Origin of the sequence: Colwellia sp. MB3u-41 (assembly GCF_014076845.1) — a bacterium.
In the GTDB taxonomy this organism is placed as follows: Bacteria; Pseudomonadota; Gammaproteobacteria; order Enterobacterales; family Alteromonadaceae; genus Colwellia_A.
Window position 1 is genome coordinate 629,823 of sequence record NZ_JACGUT010000082.1, and the last position, 18,192, is coordinate 648,014.

Consider the following 18,192-nt stretch of genomic DNA (forward strand, 5'->3'; position numbering starts at 1 on the left):
CTTAATTTTTTTGCGAGGTTTGTTGTTGATGATGCTGCTTAATTTTATGTACAACGTCATCAGAAATAGCGTTTGGAACAGGTATAGAAAGATTATACTGTAAAATTCTCCACCCCTGTGGCGTTAGTCGAAGCACACCAGAACCTCGGCATTCACCGTAATTTTTACTGTCGAGTAACTCATCAAAAAAAGCCAGTCTTTCGTCTTTTATATCCGTTTGAATGAGTGTGATATTTCTTTGACGCGGCTTATATAGCCAGCCTCGCCCTTGACTAAAATAGGGGGTTACGAAGTCAATAAATTGTTTTTTGGTCCAGCGTTCTTCACCATCAGTTCCTAAAAAAATAGCTTGCTCATCAAGTAGGCTTAAATAGAGTTTTTGGTTAGCACTTGCTGCCGCTTGATGGAAAGTATCAAGCACTTTGTTAATGTCGTTATTTGCAAATAAAGTTAAACTAAAGAAGTAAAGACTTAACATAAATCCTATTTTTTTAATTATCATTCCAACCCCTAAAGTGTCGTTATTTCGACAATACAAAATATAAACCGTTAAAGGTTGCCGCAACATTTTCACCACTAAAGACTTCCACCTCTACAGATAATTTTATTTTATCTTGGCTGAGTAAATCATCAACACAACCCGTGGTGTGCACCTCGCCTGTCTTAGCAAAGGCAACTCCTGCTACTGGGCTATGATATCGAATTTTTGCATCCGCTAACACTATATTGCCCTTAAGGTTGTGCTGTTGAATCAATAAATGAACCCAGCCCCACCCTGTTAATGTCGCAAGGGTGTAAATACTGCCTGCAAACATAGTGTTATGTAAATTTTTATTAAATGCTTCATCACAAGTAGTAACTAATTTTTGTTGATCATAATAGCCAATGGTCACCCCCATAGCCTTGCTCATCGGAATAGTGTTAGACCAAATATCTTGCAGGGCTATCGATAAGCTATTGTTATGTAAATAATGTGTCTGAAGCTTTTTTTCCATATTGAAATGTTTAACGTTATTGAACAATAAATGTGAAAAGCTAATATTTTGATAAGAAAGTTTTTCATAGAAATTAATAGCTTGTTCACGTGCTTTTAATGAGAGTTTCTTTATACCTAGGCTTATCGCAAACTGCTCGAGGGCGATGACTAATTGCTTGCCTAATCCTTTGCCCTGAAAGTCATCAGCAACCGCCATATAGCGAATTTGTCCTTGCAACATTCCACTAAAATGAAGGCGAGCCACCGCTATAATGTTACCATCACTGTTAAAGATAGCTCGATGAACCGCCTGCGTTTCGAGTTCGTCTCTTTCACTCCCTTTTTCTTGCTGTAATGGTTTACGCAATATTTTCCAGCGTAGATGGTAGTATTGCTCAAACTCTTGCTGGCTTATGGGTGATCGACACTCAAACATTCGCTATGCTTACCTATAATAATTAAAAAAATTCGTTTATACGCTATTATGAAATTAGTCAAACATATCCAACAAGGTCACTTGAGTTACTTTACGCAAAATAATGATGCGATTTCAGTCAGTGAAAATCAGCATTATCGTTGGTTAGCTTTCGACAATGTCGTTCAAAGTATGATGCTCAAGCGAAACCCTTCACAACTTACCTTTCCTCATCAAATCAGCTTATTATCACCTTTACTTTTTTTTCGCCCTAAACGCGTGGTTGAATTTGGTCTAGGCGGTGGTAATTTAGCACGATTTTTATTACATCATTCTCCTGATCTAACTTTAGATACTATTGAATATTCTCAAGAAGTTATTGAATGTTTCGAACGTTTTTTTAATCCACAGACAGCAAACGTTCATTTACATCATTGTTCTGCGCTCGATTGGCTTCATTATCATAAAAAAATAAAACCTGATTGGTTCATTTGTGATATTTACCAAAAAAATCAATCGATTAATGATTCATTAATCTTAACTAAAAACATATTGAAAAAAGTAGGAGAGCAAGCAGTCTTATCACTTAACTTACCGAGTCCATCAAACGAAGAGATTAACTATTTTCTTTCGGAATTAAAAGTACTCGCTCCAAATAAACAGTTAGTTTACTTTCACATACCGCATTACTTGAATGTTATCATTCATTTATTACCCAAAAACATGGTGAATCAACCTGAAGATTTTTTAATGGACACCACCATTTTACCTACTAGAACCTTTAACCGCTGGCGCAAATATTGGCGACACGGTATGCAGTAGTTAACCTTAAATTAGCACGTTAATGTAAATGTAACGGGGCCATCATTAACTAAAGCCACTTTCATATCAGCACCAAATTCGCCGGTAGGTACAACAAAACCTTGTTCCCGTAATTGTAGACAAAAGTATTGATATAATGGGATGCTGATTTCTGGTTTCGCTGCATTAGTTAAGCTTGGCCGCATTCCTGAACGCGTATCTGCTGCTAGTGTAAATTGTGAAACAACTAATATTTTACCATTGATTTGGCCGACATTAAGATTCATCTTTCCTGTATTATCTTCAAAGATACGGTAGCCAGCGACACGTTCTGCCAACCGCTTCGCTTTAGCTTCATTATCGTCGGATTCGATCGCAAGAAAAACTAAAATACCGTGCTCGATTTCCCCTATTACTTTTTGATTAACAGTAACACTTGCTTGTGAAACTCGTTGGATAACTGCGATCATATTGGTTGTTCAGCTAGAAAATTTGCCATAGTATCGCTTGCCCGACAAAAAGCATCAATAGTTTGTCGCTCAAAACCACTATGGCCCGCAGCGGGTAAAATTTGTAATTGGGCGTTATCCCAATGCTTAGTTAGTAAATAGGCATGATGAAGCTGACAAACCATATCATAACGACCATGAAGAATAATTGCAGGTATTGCCGTTAGCTTAACAATATTTTCAAGAATATAATTTTCTTTAATAAAACAATGTTGAGTAAAATAATGACTCGAAATCTTTGCCATACATAATGCTTGATGTGCATCTTCGACCTGCGCCATACCAATGTGGTGATGCTCGATTGTTGATAGCCTTAATTCCCATAATGCCCAGGCTTTGCTGGCAGAAATTACTGCGACCTCATTACTTGAGTGTAAGACTTGGTGATAACCTGCAAGTGGGAACTTTTGTAATTCACCCGGTAAATGATCAACAAATTCTTGATAGTATTCTGGAAAGAAACTTTGTGCTCCGTACGACCCATAAAGCCATTGATATTCAGTTTCAGTGGCAAGAAATATGCCTCTTAAGATAAAACCTAAAACCTTTTCTGAATGCTCTATACCATAATTCAGTGCTAGTGTTGTACCCCATGAGCCCCCACACACTAGCCACTTTTCAATATTTAGATGCTTGCGAATCACTTCAATATCATTAACCAAATGTGCTGTCGTATTGTCTTTTATCGACGGAGAAGGCTTTGAGCGACCACAACCACGTTGATCAAATAAAATGATACGATATTGTTCAGGATCAAAATAACGGCGGTGGTTCTTACTTGTACCGCTACCAGGGCCACCGTGAAGGTATAACACTGGAATTCCTGTTGGATTACCTGATTGCTCAAGATATATTTCATGCTGTTCGCTAACAGAAAGAAACTCTTGTGCATACGTGGATAATTTAGGATATAAAGACCGTGACATTTATTTACTCAATATTTTTTGCGCCATAAACATGATTATGGCGCAAAATAGTAAAACTGTCAGTTTGAGTTAAGTATAAATAAATTTAGTTTGCGGGTGCTATTCTTGGTGATAACTTGCTAATAAAGTAATGAATATTTTAACTTTGATCGTGTTCTTCTGGATTAAAATTCTCTAATGAAACGGTAAATAAGGCGCCAATAAGAACAACTAGCCAAGATAAGTAAACCCATAAAAAAAGAATGGGAATACCCGCTAAAGCGCCGTAAATACGTTCATAAGAAGGTAGTTGCGTTATATAAAAAGCAAAACCTTTTTTGGCGACTTCAAATAAAAGTGCGGCTAAAGTTGCCCCTAATAAAGCGTGTTTAATAGGGACGACTTTATTAGGAACAACGATATATAAAATAAGAAATGCACCGATTGAAGCAAAAACGGGTAAGGCTCTTAAGGCAATATTAGTAAGGCCAAAAATATCATAAGTTCCTATCGATATTAATGAAACGATATATGAGGTTGCCGCGATACTGCTTCCCATTAAAACAGGGCCTAATGTCAGAACCATCCAATACATAGAAAAAGCAGTAACAATACGCCTTTTTGCTGTTACTCGCCAAATTTTATTGAGGCTCGTATCAATAGCTGAAATCAATAACAGCGCGAATAAAAATAAAAAAGTAATAGCAATAGCTGACATTTCTGATGCATTAGTCACAAAACCCGTAATATGCTCTTTAACAACGTCACCTGCAGCAGGCATGAAATTTTGATAGACAAAGTTTTCAATGATGCCTTTTATCTCAGTGAAAATAGGAAAGGCTGTCATGACTGACAACATCACAACAATTAATGGTACGAGTGACATTAAGGTAACGTAAGATAAATAGCCGGCGGTAATATGCACCTGCTCTTTTGATATTCTCTTTAGAAAAAACAATATAAAATGCCAAATAGCCTGATTTTGGCGGTTGCTTTTAATCGTTTTAATCCAGTTCATTACAAATTAATTATTATCTTATGATGAACAATATATTATGATAATTACTAAGCAAGTGATAGTGATAATAATACTAATCAAATTTAACTTAGGAGTGATCATGTCTAATCAAGGTTCAGGTGGTAATGTTTTAGCAGCAATATGTAGTTTTTTTATTGCGGGTTTAGGTCAATTAGTTCAAGGGAGGATCCTCGCAGCAATCCTGTTTTTCTTGTTAACTTGGGTTAACTACACATTAGCAGCGACAGGAATATTATTTTTTATGGCGATTCCTGGCATTACTTTTCATTTTTGGGCAATTATTGATGCTGCACGCTACCGAGGTAGGAGTTAATGAGAGGTATGACGATAAACGTATCGTTATTTTTTCTTTTGCTTTCAATAGTAGGCTGTCAGTCAGCCTACTATTCAGCAATGGAGAAAGTAGGGAAACATAAACGTGATATATTAATTGAACGTATCGAAAGCGCGACAGGCTCGCAAAAGGAAGCAAAAAAAGAATTTAAAAACGCGTTAGATCAATTTTCTGCATTAGTAAATTTTGATGGTGGCGAGCTACAGCAGCAATATGAAATAAGTAATGACCGTTATCAAATAAGTAAAGTTGCCGCTGACGATGTTACAGCACGCATTAATGCTATTGAGGATGTTGCGGAAGCTTTATTTAATGAATGGCATGATGAATTAGATCAATTCACCAATCAATCACTAAAACGACAAAGCCAATCTCGCTATAAAGAAACCCAAGGTCGCTATGCATCAGTCATTAAATCAATGCGGAATGCAGAAAGAAGAATGCAGCCTATTCTTAATGCACTTAAAGACAATATGCTTTATTTAAAACATAATCTGAATGCTCGAGCTATTGGTGAATTAAAAACCGAATATAAATTAATTAAGCAAGATGTTGAGCGATTGATTAATGATATGAATAGTTCAATTAACAAATCGCAAACATTCATAAAATCACTTAAGGCGACTTAATTAAATTAAGCCGCTGAATTAACGGTACCTTCATCACTAAATGATGTCAGATGGTAACTTAGCGAGTTAAGTTACCATCAATATTATTTTTTGTTACTGTTCTTTCCCTAGGCAAGGTCAATTAAAGCGTTTTGACATTCGCTCTAGAGTGGTTCAAAACTGAATGAGACAATATATCATCTTGCTCTTGGTTTTGATTGATGGAAGCAAGTAAACTAGAGAGCTCTTTTATTTGAGTGGGTCCAGCAATACCTTGTTCAAAAAGTTCACTCAAGTGTTGTAACATTTTTAGTTGCTCTGCAGACATCTTAGAATTCCTTTTCTCGTGTTAATAAGTAAAAATAAACAGTGCTTTTAGTTATGAAGCAGTGGCATGTTGATATTGACTGGGTGCTTTCATTGGTAGTCCTATTTCTCTGCCATCGTCGATGTATTCTTGATAAAGAATATTTAACTCTCTGCGCTCTATAAGGCTAGCGCTATCAGAAACTACTTTTTCAAATAAATCATTTAACTGTATTAATTTTTTTTGCTCCATCATAAGTTTTCTCCCTGCACTCATATTTTAGAAATTAGATTTATAAAATAAGCGTAACAGTAAAACAGATATTCACCAGTAAAATATAATGGATGACGTTGGCTATATAACTTTCAACCACTTACCTCTAAAATTATTTTTAATTTAAAAACAATAAGTTAGTGAACAAAAACAAACTTCACCTGCAGTTACTTATGCTATTTCCTATGTAAGCTTAAGACATCTCTTACAGCATATGACGTTTAAGCTTACTAAAATTTACTGACAAAAAAACCAGCCGAAGCTGGTTTTTATCAACCGTCTACATAAGAGGTTTATTTAGGACGAGTATCACGCTTACGTTCATTCTCTTTTAAAAGCTTTTTACGAATACGAATGCTTAATGGTGTTACTTCTACTAGCTCATCGTTATCAATAAATTCAAGTGCTTGCTCAAGTGACATAACGATAGGTGGTGTTAACGTTTGTGCTTCATCAGTACCTGATGAACGAACGTTAGTTAACTGCTTACCTTTAAGAGCGTTTACGGTTAAATCATTGTCACGACTATGAATACCAATAACTTGACCTTCATAAATATCAACTCCGTGTCCGATCAACATACGACCACGTGATTGCAAGTTGAATATTGCATTCGTTAATGCTTTACCCGTTGCATTACCGATCATTACACCATTTTTACGCTGGCCAATATCGCCACCCTTATGAGGTCCGTATTCAAAAAATGTATGATAGATTAAGCCAGAACCTGACGTTAATGTCATAAATTCAGTTTGGAAACCGATCAAACCACGACTTGGCATGATGAAGTCCATACGAATACGACCCGTTCCATCAGGTGCCATATCTGTTAATTCAGCTTTACGAACACCCATTCTTTCCATAATAGGTCCTTGATGTTGTTCTTCAACATCAATGGTTACGTTTTCGTAAGGTTCTTGTATTTGGCCGTCAATTTCACGAATAATAACTTCAGGGCGTGATACCGCTAACTCAAAGCCTTCACGACGCATGTTTTCAATTAAAATGCCTAAGTGAAGCTCACCACGACCTGAAACTTTAAATTTATCAGCATCAGGAAGTTGCTCAACACGTAAAGCAACGTTGTGAATTAATTCTTTGTCTAAACGGTCTTTGATGTTACGTGAAGTAACAAACTTACCTTCTTTACCACAAAATGGTGAAGTGTTTACTTGGAAAGTCATATTGATAGTAGGTTCATCAACAGATAACGCTGGTAAGCCTTCAACTTCTGTAGGGCAACAAACTGTATCTGATATTTTTAACTCGCCTAGACCCGTAATGGCAATAATATCGCCAGCAAAACCTTCAGCAATATCAAGACGCTCTAAACCTAAGTAACCAAATACTTTACCAACTTTAGCGTTATGAACCTTGCCAGTTGCTAATTTAATTGTCACTTGTTGGTTTGGTTTAACAGAACCACGAGTAATACGACCAACACCGATTACGCCTAAGTAAGAACTGTAATCAAGTTGAGAGATTTGCATTTGAAATGGACCATCTGGATCCGCTTCTGGCTGTGGCACTTCTTTAAGAATAGTATCAAATAAAGGAGTCATGTCAGTGCCGGTTACGCCCTCTTCGAGCGAAGCCCAACCATTTATTGCTGAAGCGTAAACAACTTTAAAGTCAAGCTGTTCATCAGTAGCGCCAAGGTTGTCAAACAATTCAAAAACTTGGTCCATAACCCAATCAGGGCGAGAGCCAGGCTTATCAACTTTATTGATAACAAGAATTGGCTTTAAACCTTGAGCAAACGCTTTTTTCGTTACGAAACGCGTTTGTGGCATAGGGCCTTCTTGTGCATCAACAATAAGTAACACCGAATCTACCATTGACATAACACGCTCAACTTCACCACCAAAATCAGCATGGCCAGGAGTATCTACGATGTTTACACGGTAACCGTTCCAGTTAATAGCCGTATTTTTAGCTAAGATTGTGATACCACGTTCTTTTTCGATATCATTCGAATCCATCGTACGCTCTTCAAGACCGCCGCGGGCATCAAGGGTACCTGATTGTTCTAATAATTTATCAACCAAAGTTGTTTTACCATGATCAACGTGGGCTATGATGGCAACATTACGTAATTTATCTAACACGGGTTTTACTCACTTCTTGCAAGACTTTTTCATCAAAAGAATATAGGGCTATAATTGGGCGCGAATTATACAGTAATGAATTCAACAAAGACAGCAACAAATATTTCAATGCTTATTAAAATCTCCATACACTAATTGTTACGCCCTGTTATACTCTTAAGCACCAAAAGCCAGCAAACGCACCACCTTGAAGCAATGGATGCACGCTATTGGTGCATGGCGTTATAGTTAGATAGCTTAACACCTTATATACAATGACTTTTTCTGTTGGCATGAATTTCGCTTTATGCCAATCATGCAATGTGCAAACGTATTTTATTTTAAAGACACTGGAGACTTTACATGTCACAAGCCGTATTAGATTTAATCAAAGACAACGACGTTAAATTTGTTGACCTACGTTTTACTGATTCAAAAGGTAAAGAGCAACACGTTTCAATTCCTCACCACCAAGTAAATGAAGATTTCTTCGAAGACGGCAAAATGTTTGATGGTTCATCTATTGAAGGTTGGAAGGGTATTAATGAATCTGACATGGTGATGATGCCTGACGCTGAGTCAGCAATTCTAGACCCTTTTACAGATGCAGTAACATTAAATATTCGTTGTGACATATTAGAGCCAAGCACAATGCAAGGTTACAGCCGTGACCCTCGTTCAGTCGCTAAACGCGCTGAAGAGTATTTACGTAGTACAGGTATTGCTGATACGGTATTAATTGGACCTGAGCCAGAGTTCTTCTTATTTGATGATGTGCGTTTTAGTACTGATATGAGTGGTTCTTTTTATAAAATTGATGATAAAGAAGCGGCTTGGAATTCAGGTACTGAATACGAAGAAGGCAATATGGGTCACCGTCCAGGCGTTAAAGGTGGTTACTTTCCAACATCCCCAGTAGATTCCTCACAAGATATACGTTCAGCCATGTGTTTAGTTATGGAAGAAATGGGCTTAGTTGTCGAAGCACATCACCATGAAGTAGCAACGGCTGGTCAAAACGAAATTGCATGTCGTTTCAATACGTTAGTAAAAAAAGCTGATGAAGTTCAAATTTATAAATATGTAGTACATAACGTTGCACATGCTTATGGTAAAACAGCGACTTTTATGCCAAAGCCTTTAGTAGGTGATAACGGTTCAGGTATGCACGTTCATCAATCTCTCGCGAAAGATGGTGTAAACTTATTCGCAGGCGATAAATACGGTGGTTTATCTGAGATGGCACTTTATTATATTGGCGGCATTATCAAGCATGCTAAAGCATTGAATGCTTTTACTAACCCAGCAACTAACTCTTACAAACGTTTAGTGCCGCATTTTGAAGCGCCAGTAATGCTTGCATATTCAGCACGTAACCGTTCTGCATCGATTCGTATTCCAATTGTTCCATCACCAAAAGCAATGCGTATTGAAGCTCGCTTCCCTGATCCAGCAGCAAACCCTTATTTAGCTTTCACTGCATTACTAATGGCTGGCCTTGATGGTATTAAAAACAAAATTCATCCTGGTGATGCGATGGATAAAGATTTATACGACTTACCTGCAGAAGAGGCAGCAGCTATCCCACAAGTAGCAACATCCCTTGAAGATGCATTACAAAGTTTAGAAGCCGATTATGAGTTCTTAACGGCGGGTGGTGTTATGGATAAAGACATGATTGATGCCTACATTGCGATTAAACGTGGTGAATCACAACGTGTAAACATGACAACTCATCCATTAGAGTTTGAATTGTATTACAGTGTGTAACCTACATTAAGTGATTAAATAATAAAAAAGCTCACTTCGGTGAGCTTTTTTGTGGCAAAAGGGCCATTATTTATATAAGTTTAAGAGAGACATTTTTAAATTGAGTTAACTTTTTGCGCTATTCATTGTTGCTATTAATCTTAATCATCACATTACTCAGTAGTCATGTCTTTGCAGCGTCAACAAAAATTTATGTTTGGAGAAGTGATGATGGTGTTTTAGTTTTTTCTGATAGCCCTATACCTGGCGCTGAAGAAGTTGAAATTAGCGAACCTAATATAGGCTCTTCTGTTGATACCTCAATGCTTGATTTAACGCCAAAAGTTATAAAAAATGACTATCAAGTTGAAATAGAGCAACCTAAACAAAAGGCAACTATTAGGGACAACACTGGCTCAGTATATATAGCGGGAAGTATTAAACCTATATTTAAACAAGGCTTAAATATTCAATTATATTTGGACGACAGTCCTTATGGCCCCCCCCAGTCCCACTCTATGTTTGTACTGCGAAATATCGACCGTGGTAAACATATCATAAAAATGCAATTACTTAATGAAAAAGGCAAGGTAATTGCATTATCTAAATCTATAACGTTTTATATGCATAGAGCATCAGTAAATAACGCTAATTGATTAGTATTTAGTGCAACTTGCACCAAATATAATTACATTGATATTTTTCGCACTAAATGAGTGCAAAAGGTTTGTATGTCCAGTATCAGCACTAAAGATCAACAATTAAAACTTCATTATCAACAAAAACTGCCAAACCAGATGGTAACGGCACTCGTTGTGCTGGACAGTAAGTTGGCGATCCAATATGCTAATCCTGCAGCTGAAGCCCTCTTAATTAAGAGTTTCAACAAGCTATACAACTTACCAATTACCACGGTCTTCTATAATACCCCCATTAAAAAAGAGCGCTTAGAACAGCTTCTCACTTCTGGACAAGAATTTAGTGATAGTGATGTCACTATTGAATTTTTTGATCACAGCCGTATTACCGTAGAAATTACAGCTTCCTCTGTTGAATTTAGCAAACAGCCTCATATCATTTTAGAATTCAAACAAATTGACCAACAAAAAAAAATGAGCATAGAAGCCTTTCAGCACCAGCAGTGGGAGTCTTCTAGAGATTTGATACGAGGACTTGCTCATGAAATTAAGAATCCACTGGGTGGTCTTCGCGGTGCAGCTCAATTATTAAGTAAAGAACTGACGAAAGAACAACAAGAATATACTGAGATAATTATTGAACAAGCTGACCGCTTAACTAATTTAGTGGATAAGCTCTTAGGACCCAATCAATTACCTCAGATGGCAGAGCAAAATATTCATATTGTTTTGGAAAAAGTTTATAAGTTAATTAATTTTAATAACCCTAGAAATATTAAAATTATTCGGGATTACGACCCTTCAATTCCTGAGATAAGTTTTGACCAAGATAAATTACAGCAGGCTGTTTTAAATATTGTTAATAACGCCGTTCAAATTATTGATGAACATTGCAACATAACATTAAAAACAAGAGCTGCAAGTAATAAAACCATCAATGGCCGGCGCATAAAACTATGTGTTCAAATTAGTATTATTGATAATGGTCCCGGAATTCCAAAAAAAATTCAAGACACTTTGTTTTACCCTATGGTTTCTGCACGAGATAATGGTACCGGATTAGGTTTATCTATTTCACAAACATTAGTGCAGCAACATAAGGGAAAGCTTTCCTGTTATAGCCGACCTGGTCATACCGAGTTCCTAATTTTACTACCTTTACAAGAAGAGAATTATAATGAATGTTGAGCAAGTTTGGATAGTAGACGATGACAGCTCTATTCGCTGGGTATTAGAAAAAGCTTTATCCGGAGCAAGTATTTCAGTCGCTTCTTTTGAAAAACCAGAAGATTTACTTGTTGCACTTGAACATCAGCAACCTGAAGTTATTATTTCTGATATAAGAATGCCTAATATCGACGGTATGACGCTACTAAGTCGTATTAGTGAACAATTCCCTAATCTCCCAGTAATAATAATGACTGCTCATTCAGATCTAGACAGTGCTGTAAATGCGTATCAAGGGGGAGCTTTTGAATATCTACCAAAACCATTCGATACCGACGAAGCCATTTCACTTACAAGACGAGCGTTAACATATGCTCGAGAGCAAACAGCTAAACGTAAGCACTCGATAGCCGTACCTGATCCAGTGGGCATAATTGGGGCAGCACCCGCTATGCAAGAGGTATTTCGAGCCATTGGACGATTATCACGTTCGAGTATAAGCGTACTAATTAATGGCGAGTCAGGCACAGGGAAAGAATTAGTTGCTCATGCTCTTCATATTCACAGTCCGCGTTCAGATGCTCCATTTATTCCTTTAAATATGGCTGCAATACCAAAAGACTTAATCGAATCTGAATTATTTGGTCATGAAAAAGGCGCATTTACTGGCGCAAATGCGGTGCGTCAAGGTCGTTTTGAACAAGCACATAAAGGCACATTATTTTTAGATGAAATAGGCGATATGCCATTAGATATCCAAACCCGCTTATTACGTGTTTTAGCTGATGGCCAATTTTATCGGGTCGGTGGTCACTCACCGATTCAAGTTGATGTAAGAATAATTGCAGCAACGCACCAAAACCTGGAAGTTCAAGTGAGTAACGGAGATTTCCGCGAAGATTTGTTTCACCGTTTAAATGTTATAAGAATACAATTACCTAGTTTGCGTGAACGAAAAGAAGATATTGAACAGCTGATTAATCATTTTCTACACTTAGCCGCAAAAGAATTAGAAGTCGAACAAAAGACATTACAAAAATCAACCCTTAACTATTTACAGCAATGCCCGTGGCCTGGAAATGTTCGGCAACTTGAGAATATTTGTCGTTATTTGACAGTCATGGCGAGTGGTAAAGAAATTTTATTAGATGACCTTCCTAGCGAGCTCACAGAAAAAAAAGCACTATCTAACAACGCCAGCGAGGTTTCATCTTGGCCGGTTGCTTTACAAAAATGGGTTGACGAAGAATTAGTAAAGGGTAACAGTAATATTATAGAGTGTGCGTTACCAGAATTTGAGAGAATATTGTTGGAGCGAGCACTCCATTTTACTCAAGGAAGGAAGCAAGAAGCTGCTAAAAAGTTAGGATGGGGGAGAAACACGTTAACAAGGAAATTAAAAGAACTTAATATGTAAAAGATAGGTGAAAGTACCGTTAGGTGCTTTCACATGCTTCATTTATACAACGTTTGCAACTGTTACATAATTTCAAATTAATTAAATGAGCTGCAACAATAAGACTAGCACCCAACACAATAAAATAAGGTTGAATATCTTCAGAAAAGTCATGTTTTATCCAATAAATACCAACGCCTAAGAATAACAAGTAGAAAGGATAAATTTTTCTATGGTACTTTTTAAAGCCCGAAAATAACGCTACAGTACCTAGTATAGCTGTCATCATTAAAAAAATATGTTCCCATGCATGATCAGCTAAAAAGCTTAATCCTAATAAAGGGAGTGCAGGTAGTAAAATGGGCAATAGAATACAATGAAGAGCACAAAGCGAAGTTGCGGTTATTCCAATTCGATCAAGCACTGTATACTTCCCTTGGATTCAAATAGTGAGTAGATTTAAAAGCGGATAGTATCACAATTGATATAGTATCACAAAAATTTTTAAGCGTGATCGATTGGAAATGAAATAATTTGATCAATAGCGCTTTTATCTAGGGCTATCATCATCAGACGATCAATACCCAGCGCTACACCTGCACATTGAGGTAAACCATATTGCAGTGCATCAACAAAGTTTTTATCTATCTCTTTAATGGTTAGCCCTAAGCGTTTACGTTTTTGATTGTCCTGTTCAAACCTTTCAACTTGAGTATCCGCATCAGTTAATTCATTAAAGCCATTCGCTAACTCAATACCTTTAAAGTAACATTCAAATCGCTGTGCGACACGCATATCTTCAGTGCATTGCTTAGCTAATGAAGCTTGCGCTATTGGGAAGTTGTAGACAAAACACGGGCTAATCTTGCCAATATTTACTTCAATTATTTCTGAGAAAATAAATTGCAATAATAAGTCGCAATCATTCGAATCATATAACCAATCATCAGCTTTATCATATAACTTAATGACATTATACAACTCAGTAAAACTTGCTGTTAATGGGTCCACACTCACAAATTTAATAAATAATTCTTGATAAGATATTTTTTCAGATTGTGAACATTTTAAGACGGTAGTCAGTAACTCATCTACTTCTTTAATTAAGTCGTGTTGATCAAAACCTAAACGATACCATTCTAATAAAGTGAACTCAGGATTGTGATGACGCCCTGAATCCTCATGACGAAATGCTTTACAGATTTGGAAGATACAGCCATAACCTGAGGCAAGTAGTCGTTTCATATGAAATTCTGGAGAGGTTTGTAAATATAGCTGTTGAGATTGATTTATATCGCTGTTATTCAGATAGTTGTATTCGGTACTAAAGGCCTCAAGGTAAGGGTCTGTTACTGTTCCCATAGAGAGTGATGGCGTTTCAACTTCAATAACATTTTTATATTTAAAAAAATCTCTGATCTCATTAATAACATTCCCTCTAGACTTAGCTACTTCCCACTTCATTTACGTAAACTACTTAGAATAAAAAATTATAATTCTATAGAGTATATACGAAAAGCTAATCATCTGAGAAGTAGACAGATAACTATAAAAAATATCTAAAGCGAAATATTGAAAAGGATGGGAAGAACTCTTCAACGCTACCGTATATTTGTTAACGATTTACGCTCAACGTTCTTAATAATCAGGGAGTAACAAACCGCAAACATCTGCTAAGCGTATATTCAATTGGTACGTTGAATGTCCTCCACCGAGATAGGTATGTTAAATATAAATCCACTATCGTAGGCGCTACTCCTTTATAGTTAGAAAATATTTATAAATGCTTTGTATCAAATGCCAAAAACAAAAAAACGTTACGTTAATAACGGGTTTATGACATGTAGGGATATACGCATGTCACGTTACCAAGGTTTACAAAGAGCACTCTTGGACAATGACATCTGTTGTGCCACCCAGTTGCATCAGAACTACCAGTTATTATCATCTAACACTGCCCCTAGTAACATTTACTGTTACCACTGAATAACGTTAGGTTTACTATTCAGAAATTAAGTTCCCGTTGTTCCAAAGTGGAACTAATTATTTGATAGTGTCAGATTTTTGTCGTCAGCTAAAGGTCATATTGCTAAACTTATATAGTAACGAAAATTTTTTCATAATGGTTACAGCGATAACACTTCTTACCTAGTTCATTGCTGTAACCTTTAATCAAGTTAGTGTGACAGTGAAGGTATTAAGATTTCACCATTAAAAGCGGTTCCAGTTGGTTAATCAAATGTAGTGTTTGATCTTTATTTTACTGTATTGACAAATCTTCTTATCTTGCTAATCGGTTAGCGTAGACGATTTAGGTTTTAGTGATGAAATCAGGGGGTGCATCATGGCTGTCAAACCGAAAATCAGCTAACGAACTGACTACAAGAGGCTTCATGGAGCATAGCCAATGAAAAATAAAAAACGTCTTTAATGTCAGGTTATTTTACACTTCTAACTGACTTTTATTAGCGATTTTATATGTCATTGAAGTTTAGCTATATTAATGTGTTGGCATGTGTTTCCCCCTTGGCTGGATATCATAAAGTGATGACGTTTTGCTTTTTAACATTTCCGTTCGAATAACAGTATTGTTGAAGAATAAAAAAGGAATATCAATAAAATCTAAATTTTTAAGCTCCATGCGCGCTGGCATCGCACTCACTCTTAGTAACCAATCAGCAATAGCAGCACTAATTCCCTTAGATTACAAAGGACAGGTTATTCAGTATACAACAAGTATCTGCGAGATATTCTCGCCAGGAGCAAGCGGGGATTATTAAAGCTTAACACAAGGGGGAGCTCGCGCAGTTAAAGACGGCTGTCTACTCCTAACTGCAGGGCAGATGCTCTTCATTGCTTTTGGTGGCAAAGGTATAAACGGTAATAAGAGTGGGCCGATGGTAATTAATCCGGTGGTGGTGGTGGCCGTTTTGTTCCTTTAAATTCAGGCACCACTTTTGATCCTTTAGTTATCAGCGGAGGTGGAGGTAACTACAGCTCTAGTGGATTGGGTCAAGATGCAAATTTAGGCACCTACGGTGATTCAGGGAATTGGTGTTTTAGGGATAATGACCCCACTATTGGCAGAGTAAATGGCAATGGTGGTGAATATGCCAACTGTAGAAAAAACGAATCTCCACAGAGGAACACTTCCGGTGGTGGTGGTTTCCTCACGAACGGGGGTAGCTGTGGACAGTCCTTCCTCAATGAGCTTGCAGGGGCACTAACTATTATCAGAATGGGATAGCCAGATTTGGTGGCGGTTATAGTGGTGGCGGCTTTTTAGCACTAATGTCGCTTTACAACCCAGTGAATTTACCCTATTGGAGGCACTGGACACCGTGGTAATGGCTACGTAACACTTGAAATAATATAGGACACTGTGCCCTGTGACAGAACAGACCACGCTTGTTATATTAGGGCTAGGGCTTGCTGGTCTTTTATTGTCACGCCGTAATAAATCGTAAATATAGCCTACAAAAAAGCCTGCTAGCGTCTAGGATTTTTTATTCCTGTACGTTGGGAAAAATTTCTAATGAGCAAATAATTAACGTAAGGTTCCCACTAATTAACATCCGCTTATATGCCCTAGTTTAGAGCCCCTTATATGTATTTCCGAAAAGTAGCATAAATGATTGTTAAACCAATTTCCCAATCAGTTTAGTTTTTAGCACTAATCTCAGAATTTTTTACAGTGAGCAAAGTGGTAAATAAAGAGCTTAGAACAATTAACACAGGTAGCTTTTCTTTCTTCAAAGCTAACATTAAGTGAGTGCATAAAGTGGAAGTAACGATATAAAAAGCTGAATGGCTGTTTAGCCGTCGAACGTTGTCATTAACAGCGCCTCAATATAATGATAAAAATTAGTATTATTTAGATTACATTACCCAAGTTTATTCAATAAACTAATCTGTTACGAATGTGTTTATCATATCCACTATGAATGATCCCCATTCACCATTATAAATTTATTACTTTTAAAGATTCCTGAATTTTACCCACAATACCCTATGTTATCTAACTTTATTAGAAGGAAGGTGATAGTAAATTAGTTAATACAAATCTGGACTAACGGTGTGTACTAAAAGTTTTAAAAGTTATCGAGATATTCTAGGTAACCCTTTCTATTTTATATACCAAATCCAATTGCCAGTAATTATCAATAGCTACTGTTTTGTCACTTAGTTGGTGTGATCAACTGAAAAGCTTAATGCGATGAGCCAACATTCTTTCATATCAAACCTGTTATCACTTCTGTCACAGGATGAACGGTTAATCTTTTTATTGATCTAATCTTCTAATGGCACAAAACGACTGAAAAATACTCCCATGATTTATTCTTGCTAATTACTGTAAATTTGGCAAAAGTGTGCATTAGCAGTTATCAATTTATCCAGAGGTAACAGCCTTAGTAAGGCCGAAATATCGTGGCACAGTTAAATGTAATTGGTTTGCTTAGGTAAATGGTTTGCTTAGGTAAATGCAATTAGCCGGCACTGATGCTAGAGATTTTTCCCCCGTAATGGAAAGCGGAGAATGCCCAACGCTCACATCAGCATGTCGAACATAGATCACAATAATTTTGTTATTAATGCATGCTGTCTACGGCTCTTATATTTTTTGAACGCAGAAAGCAAAAAACCCGTTACGCTAGTAACGGGTTTTATAAATAGGCGCCTAGCAATGTCCTACTCTCACATGGGAACTCCCACACTACCATCGGCGCTAACACGTTTCACTTCTGAGTTCGGAATGGGATCAGGTGGTACCATGTTGCTATTGTCGCTAGACAAAAATTTTAATATCAAAGATATAATTTAATTTATACTTATAAAAATATAAAGTAAATTAGAACCTTGGAACAAAAAGCCCGACTCTTTCGAATCGGGCTTCTCTTAATAGGCGCCTAGCAATGTCCTACTCTCACATGGGAACTCCCACACTACCATCGGCGCTACTGCGTTTCACTTCTGAGTTCGGAATGGGA

General features: G+C 37.0%; 17 protein-coding genes and 1 rRNA gene. 7 read left to right on the plus strand and 11 right to left on the minus strand.

What is annotated here, in order from left to right; all coding sequences use genetic code 11:
• Position 1: 1 nt before the first annotated feature.
• Both H4J73_RS16665 and H4J73_RS16670 read right to left on the minus strand, forming a co-directional pair.
• On the minus strand, positions 2 to 502 hold the full coding sequence (locus H4J73_RS16665; RefSeq protein ID WP_182177603.1) for a nuclear transport factor 2 family protein: 501 nt from the start codon (positions 500 to 502) through the stop codon (positions 2 to 4).
• A 19-nt stretch (positions 503 to 521) separates the two neighbouring features.
• Positions 522 to 1,412: a bifunctional GNAT family N-acetyltransferase/hotdog fold thioesterase gene (locus H4J73_RS16670; RefSeq protein WP_182177605.1), complete on the minus strand. Its 891-nt coding sequence runs from the start codon at positions 1,410 to 1,412 to the stop codon at positions 522 to 524.
• Positions 1,413 to 1,460: 48 nt separating this feature from the next.
• Between H4J73_RS16670 and H4J73_RS16675 the strand changes: the two genes are divergently transcribed.
• On the plus strand, positions 1,461 to 2,213 hold the full coding sequence (locus H4J73_RS16675; protein ID WP_182177607.1) for a spermidine synthase: 753 nt from the start codon (positions 1,461 to 1,463) through the stop codon (positions 2,211 to 2,213).
• Between the two features lie 11 nt (positions 2,214 to 2,224).
• Here H4J73_RS16675 and dtd read toward each other — a convergent pair whose 3' ends face one another.
• The 3 genes from dtd to H4J73_RS16690 form a co-directional block, all read right to left on the minus strand.
• Positions 2,225 to 2,662 carry a D-aminoacyl-tRNA deacylase gene (dtd, locus tag H4J73_RS16680; protein WP_182177608.1) on the minus strand — a complete coding sequence of 146 codons (438 nt, stop codon included), beginning with the start codon at positions 2,660 to 2,662 and terminating at the stop codon, positions 2,225 to 2,227.
• The gene (gene pip, locus H4J73_RS16685) at positions 2,659 to 3,627 is read right to left on the minus strand and encodes a prolyl aminopeptidase (RefSeq protein WP_182177610.1); all 969 of its coding nucleotides are present in this window, start codon (positions 3,625 to 3,627) and stop codon (positions 2,659 to 2,661) included. The genes dtd and pip overlap by 4 nt, the downstream gene beginning before the upstream one ends.
• A gap of 139 nt (positions 3,628 to 3,766) precedes the next feature.
• Positions 3,767 to 4,624: a virulence factor BrkB family protein gene (locus H4J73_RS16690; RefSeq protein WP_182177612.1), complete on the minus strand. Its 858-nt coding sequence runs from the start codon at positions 4,622 to 4,624 to the stop codon at positions 3,767 to 3,769.
• Between the two features lie 100 nt (positions 4,625 to 4,724).
• Here H4J73_RS16690 and H4J73_RS16695 point away from each other — a divergent pair, with 100 nt between their 5' ends.
• Positions 4,725 to 4,958 (plus strand): hypothetical protein, encoded by a 234-nt coding sequence (locus tag H4J73_RS16695; RefSeq protein ID WP_182177614.1) that lies wholly within the window; start codon positions 4,725 to 4,727, stop codon positions 4,956 to 4,958.
• Positions 4,959 to 4,966: 8 nt separating this feature from the next.
• Positions 4,967 to 5,608 (plus strand): DUF2959 domain-containing protein, encoded by a 642-nt coding sequence (locus tag H4J73_RS16700; protein WP_404851827.1) that lies wholly within the window; start codon positions 4,967 to 4,969, stop codon positions 5,606 to 5,608.
• Positions 5,609 to 5,729: 121 nt separating this feature from the next.
• Here the strand turns inward: H4J73_RS16700 and H4J73_RS16705 are convergent, their stop codons facing one another.
• The 3 genes from H4J73_RS16705 to typA form a co-directional block, all read right to left on the minus strand.
• Positions 5,730 to 5,915, minus strand: a complete 186-nt coding sequence (locus H4J73_RS16705; protein ID WP_182177618.1) for a hypothetical protein — start codon at positions 5,913 to 5,915, stop codon at positions 5,730 to 5,732.
• Between the two features lie 51 nt (positions 5,916 to 5,966).
• Positions 5,967 to 6,149 (minus strand): hypothetical protein, encoded by a 183-nt coding sequence (locus H4J73_RS16710; RefSeq protein ID WP_182177620.1) that lies wholly within the window; start codon positions 6,147 to 6,149, stop codon positions 5,967 to 5,969.
• Positions 6,150 to 6,460: 311 nt separating this feature from the next.
• The gene (typA, locus tag H4J73_RS16715; protein ID WP_182177622.1) at positions 6,461 to 8,275 is read right to left on the minus strand and encodes a translational GTPase TypA; all 1,815 of its coding nucleotides are present in this window, start codon (positions 8,273 to 8,275) and stop codon (positions 6,461 to 6,463) included.
• 342 nt (positions 8,276 to 8,617) lie between these two features.
• Here typA and glnA point away from each other — a divergent pair, with 342 nt between their 5' ends.
• The 4 genes from glnA (at position 8,618) to glnG (ending at position 13,225) form a co-directional block, all read left to right on the plus strand.
• The gene (gene glnA / locus H4J73_RS16720; RefSeq protein ID WP_182177624.1) at positions 8,618 to 10,024 is read left to right on the plus strand and encodes a glutamate--ammonia ligase; all 1,407 of its coding nucleotides are present in this window, start codon (positions 8,618 to 8,620) and stop codon (positions 10,022 to 10,024) included.
• Between the two features lie 113 nt (positions 10,025 to 10,137).
• Positions 10,138 to 10,659 carry a DUF4124 domain-containing protein gene (locus tag H4J73_RS16725; RefSeq protein ID WP_259366591.1) on the plus strand — a complete coding sequence of 174 codons (522 nt, stop codon included), beginning with the start codon at positions 10,138 to 10,140 and terminating at the stop codon, positions 10,657 to 10,659.
• Between the two features lie 75 nt (positions 10,660 to 10,734).
• Entirely contained in the window at positions 10,735 to 11,829 is a 1,095-nt protein-coding gene (glnL, locus tag H4J73_RS16730) for a nitrogen regulation protein NR(II) (protein ID WP_182177626.1), read from the plus strand.
• Positions 11,819 to 13,225, plus strand: a complete 1,407-nt coding sequence (glnG, locus tag H4J73_RS16735) for a nitrogen regulation protein NR(I) (RefSeq protein WP_182177628.1) — start codon at positions 11,819 to 11,821, stop codon at positions 13,223 to 13,225. The genes glnL and glnG overlap by 11 nt, the downstream gene beginning before the upstream one ends.
• Positions 13,226 to 13,244: 19 nt before the next feature.
• Here the strand turns inward: glnG and H4J73_RS16740 are convergent, their stop codons facing one another.
• The 3 genes from H4J73_RS16740 to rrf form a co-directional block, all read right to left on the minus strand.
• Positions 13,245 to 13,628: a MerC domain-containing protein gene (locus H4J73_RS16740; RefSeq protein WP_182177630.1), complete on the minus strand. Its 384-nt coding sequence runs from the start codon at positions 13,626 to 13,628 to the stop codon at positions 13,245 to 13,247.
• Between the two features lie 80 nt (positions 13,629 to 13,708).
• Positions 13,709 to 14,668 (minus strand): elongation factor P--(R)-beta-lysine ligase, encoded by a 960-nt coding sequence (gene epmA, locus H4J73_RS16745; RefSeq protein WP_182177631.1) that lies wholly within the window; start codon positions 14,666 to 14,668, stop codon positions 13,709 to 13,711.
• Positions 14,669 to 17,880: 3,212 nt separating this feature from the next.
• Positions 17,881 to 17,995 (minus strand): 5S ribosomal RNA (gene rrf / locus H4J73_RS16750).
• Positions 17,996 to 18,192 lie beyond the last annotated feature (197 nt).

What these genes read in the sequence shown, in the direction of transcription:
- H4J73_RS16665 (WP_182177603.1), bottom strand. Translation starts at nt 502, where the DNA reads ATGATAATTAAAAAAATAGGATTTATGTTAAGTCTTTACTTCTTTAGT.
- H4J73_RS16670 (WP_182177605.1), bottom strand. Translation starts at nt 1,412, where the DNA reads ATGTTTGAGTGTCGATCACCCATAAGCCAGCAAGAGTTTGAGCAATAC.
- H4J73_RS16675 (WP_182177607.1), top strand. Translation starts at nt 1,461, where the DNA reads ATGAAATTAGTCAAACATATCCAACAAGGTCACTTGAGTTACTTTACG.
- dtd (WP_182177608.1), bottom strand. Translation starts at nt 2,662, where the DNA reads ATGATCGCAGTTATCCAACGAGTTTCACAAGCAAGTGTTACTGTTAAT.
- pip (WP_182177610.1), bottom strand. Translation starts at nt 3,627, where the DNA reads ATGTCACGGTCTTTATATCCTAAATTATCCACGTATGCACAAGAGTTT.
- H4J73_RS16690 (WP_182177612.1), bottom strand. Translation starts at nt 4,624, where the DNA reads ATGAACTGGATTAAAACGATTAAAAGCAACCGCCAAAATCAGGCTATT.
- H4J73_RS16695 (WP_182177614.1), top strand. Translation starts at nt 4,725, where the DNA reads ATGTCTAATCAAGGTTCAGGTGGTAATGTTTTAGCAGCAATATGTAGT.
- H4J73_RS16700 (WP_404851827.1), top strand. Translation starts at nt 4,967, where the DNA reads ATGACGATAAACGTATCGTTATTTTTTCTTTTGCTTTCAATAGTAGGC.
- H4J73_RS16705 (WP_182177618.1), bottom strand. Translation starts at nt 5,915, where the DNA reads ATGTCTGCAGAGCAACTAAAAATGTTACAACACTTGAGTGAACTTTTT.
- H4J73_RS16710 (WP_182177620.1), bottom strand. Translation starts at nt 6,149, where the DNA reads ATGATGGAGCAAAAAAAATTAATACAGTTAAATGATTTATTTGAAAAA.
- glnA (WP_182177624.1), top strand. Translation starts at nt 8,618, where the DNA reads ATGTCACAAGCCGTATTAGATTTAATCAAAGACAACGACGTTAAATTT.
- glnL (WP_182177626.1), top strand. Translation starts at nt 10,735, where the DNA reads ATGTCCAGTATCAGCACTAAAGATCAACAATTAAAACTTCATTATCAA.
- glnG (WP_182177628.1), top strand. Translation starts at nt 11,819, where the DNA reads ATGAATGTTGAGCAAGTTTGGATAGTAGACGATGACAGCTCTATTCGC.
- epmA (WP_182177631.1), bottom strand. Translation starts at nt 14,668, where the DNA reads ATGAAGTGGGAAGTAGCTAAGTCTAGAGGGAATGTTATTAATGAGATC.